The sequence below is a fragment of the Myroides odoratimimus genome, assembly GCF_030326305.1.
GTDB classification, from domain to species: domain Bacteria; phylum Bacteroidota; class Bacteroidia; order Flavobacteriales; family Flavobacteriaceae; genus Flavobacterium; species Flavobacterium odoratimimum_A.
Map to the genome: position 1 here is coordinate 1 of NZ_JACAKB010000047.1, position 3,326 is coordinate 3,326.

General features: G+C 25.0%; 2 protein-coding genes and 1 pseudogene. 1 reads left to right on the top strand and 2 read right to left on the bottom strand.

Annotated elements, in window-relative coordinates:
- Positions 1-71: 71 nt before the first annotated feature.
- Positions 72-407: a hypothetical protein gene (locus HX049_RS17490; RefSeq protein ID WP_286417578.1), complete on the bottom strand. Its 336-nt coding sequence runs from the start codon at positions 405-407 to the stop codon at positions 72-74.
- Positions 408-975: 568 nt separating this feature from the next.
- On the opposite strand from HX049_RS17490, the pseudogene HX049_RS18525 reads away from it, so the two are divergent.
- Positions 976-1,436, top strand: a pseudogene (locus HX049_RS18525) (IS982 family transposase); the annotation flags it as partial.
- Positions 1,437-1,520: 84 nt separating this feature from the next.
- Here the strand turns inward: HX049_RS18525 and HX049_RS17495 are convergent.
- Positions 1,521-2,774: a helix-turn-helix domain-containing protein gene (locus HX049_RS17495; protein ID WP_286417580.1), complete on the bottom strand. Its 1,254-nt coding sequence runs from the start codon at positions 2,772-2,774 to the stop codon at positions 1,521-1,523.
- Positions 2,775-3,326: the final 552 nt, after the last annotated feature.

A 3,326-nucleotide genomic window follows, 5' to 3' on the forward strand; every position in this document is an offset into this window, starting at 1 on the left:
GGGAACATTTGCCCCTTGGGGCAAATGTTCCCCGCTGTTCTTTTAAATGCTGTTGCATTTATTTGTTGAATCTAAGTAATTTTTTCAAAATTATTTATAACTACATCACTCACATCTACATCAGAAACTAGGCGAACCCATTTTTCTTTATTCCAATAATAATAACCAGGTTCTATATCACCTTGCTTGCTATTTGCATAAACCAACAAGCTCTCAACATTCCCATTAGAGATTGTTGTTGTATCTTTTGTTGACTTTAAAGATAAACTAGGTATTAACAATCCTTTATCTTTTGACATAATTGTTAATTCTGCAGATTTATTAGGAAGTTTAGTCCCAATTCCTACCTGAGCTTTAACAGACAACATTAATAATAATGTTGCAACACAAAGTATTTTCTTTTTCATATCAAATATTTTTTTCACAACAAAAATCTTAATATTAAAAGAATAAACAGTTTAAATATGTTATATAAAATACAAACCTAACAAAACAAAACAACAAATAACCAATACAAGGCTTATATAAGCTATAAAATAAGTAAAAATTGCATTAAAATTTAAAATAAAAACCAATCCCCCCTATTAACACAAGGTTAAATAACACTAAAATTTCATTTTTTTAAACTAGTTTTAAAAAAATGAAATTTTAGTGTTATAAAAAAAGCATTACTTCTTATATTACTATAGATATCAAACTATTATACATATATTTTACTAATATTATTGTAGTATTACAAAGTATGCCCCCAAACAAGTACAAATACAAAAACTGTATACCGCATACTGTAGAAAGAAGTTAAAATGTAATACTTAACTCCACAAGAAAATACAATATTCGGGGCAAGCCCACAAGATAATATTAGAATAAAGTAAGTAGACTGGAATATACTGTCTGATAACCTTTATCTGTCTTACCTTAATTTTCTATATACTTATGATATAGGCCTGTTATGCATTATGAGTATTACAGTCAATAAATGAGAATACTTTACTCACTTATCAAAAGCTCAAACCTAAACTAAGTGATATTGAACTAATAAATATTTGATTAACAAAAGAATATATTAGCATAGATAGTGAGAATTATTTATTCACACTCTTTACCAACGAATTACAACAAAAAATAAACGCAGTATTTATAATAAAAGAAAACGTCGTTTACTTTTTCATATTGAAGCTTTAAGGGCTAAAAACTCAGGACTACTAAATAATAATCAAAAACTTTCTATTCTTGATAGTATGCCGTCACTAGAGTTTTGTAAACTGTCAAGAAGTAATAGAGCTAAAATTTGTAAAGAACAATACGAAGCTTCTCCCAATCAAGGCTCTTGTGCCCCAGAATCTGTACATTTTTATGAATAAAAACCACATGCAATTTATCTATTTAAAGGTATTTTTTATAGTATAGATTTAACCAAAGCTTCTGTACATGATAATTTATTATTTGAGACAAGCTCACTATACTACACTAGCTTATAAAAGCTGTATTTACTCAAAACAATACATTGACATGGATGGTTATTTTTTATTATGATTTTTAAGATATTCATTAGGAGTCATACCTGTTATTTTCTTAAAGCTCTGATAAAAAGATGCCTTAGAATTAAATGCACTTAATAGAAAAAGCTCCTTACTTGTTATTTTAATACTTTCTTCTTCCTTATTAATATAGAGTAAAACTTCATTAATTCTTAATGAATTAATATAATCTTTAAACCCCATGCCATGTACATAAGTAAAATACTGAGAAAGATAATATCTCGATGTCTTTAATTTGTTTGCAAGATCTGTCATTTTAAAGTTAGAATCCAAATAAGCCCTTTCTTCATTTAAAACTTTCTTAACCCTAGTATCAATATCTTTTAAAACGTTATCACTTAACCTTATTTTCTCATATCTTTTATCCTGATCATTTCCCATTTTATCTTCTAGGCTACTATTTTTCTTTACAGTATCCGTCTTATTATATTCTAATTTAGTCTTTTGTTCTACTAGATTTAGTCCTTCTACAAAACTTTCCTTAACAAAATAAACTTCCGTAGAATCTTCTTTACAATATGTATTATTAGAAAGCCTCCATCTTATAAGATCAATAATAACATAAAACCAAACAAGATAAAAAATTCCCAAAACAAAAAACGCTTCATAATTTGTTTCTAAAAACAAAACAGAAACCAACACTACGATACAGAATGCGAATAAAAAACTATTTAAATAAGAAATATTTTTTAGCAAACTAATTAGATTAGACCTCTTTTTTTGAATTTTATTTCTTGTTTGTCTTAACAAAAACATTCCTTTTACTGCATAGTAAAACAGATGTAATACTACAAAAAAACATATTGTCCAATACAAAACTACATTATCTATTTCTAAATCATCAATTACATAAAAACTAACACTAGAAAAAAGTACAAATAACAAAAATGCATAATAAAAATCCTTAGTATACAAACTAATAACAGTACGACCTTTATCCTTTGGAAAAAAATAATGAATCAACATTAAAATATATGGTCCATAAAACAAAAAAAATAACATCCCTACAGGAAAATCTAATATATGTCGATAGACTGAAGTTTGCCACAGAAAAATAGCAAATTGGATCAATACAATATTACTTAATTGACCTAACAAATTAGCTCCTTTGTTATCTATTGTTTTTTTATTTATTTTAAAATAAAAAAACAATTCTTTAGATAAAATCAGAACAAATACAAAAATAAATAGTATATTAACACTATGAACATACTCCATCTTAAAACTAATCATAATTTAACACTTTTAAAAAAAGACATTATACAAATGAAAGTAAATATATACAATTTAACAAAAAAAGAAATTCAAAACATCGGATTTGTGTTAATAAACACACTTACTAGCTCTTTTTACCTGATAACAAATACAGCACATATATATTTATTTTTAACAATAAATATACTTATTTTATTAATATACAACACATCAATATTAAATAAACTACTAATAATAACCTCACAGTTAATAATTTTAATTTTATTAAAATTAAAATTTATTGATCTAAACCTCTTTTTAACAATCGGATTTTCATTAAATATTTTTGTGATATTATGTATTTTCCTATATAGAATTAATAATAAACAAAATCACATTCCTCTTTATCTATACTATCACCATATTACCATAGCATATCTAGTACTAGTAATTAGTACATTGCTTTTAAATTTTCAAACAATAAAAGTCTCTTCTAAAAAACCTATACTTGAGTTAGAAATAATGTTATTACATATTTATATAGTGATATATTCAATACTGACATTAACTATTAAGTTTAAAACACATGAT

Bases quoted from the DNA above. Each gene is read 5' to 3' on its own strand.
- HX049_RS17495 (WP_286417580.1), bottom strand. From the start codon at position 2,774: ATGATTAGTTTTAAGATGGAGTATGTTCATAGTGTTAATATACTATTT.
- HX049_RS17490 (WP_286417578.1), bottom strand. From the start codon at position 407: ATGAAAAAGAAAATACTTTGTGTTGCAACATTATTATTAATGTTGTCT.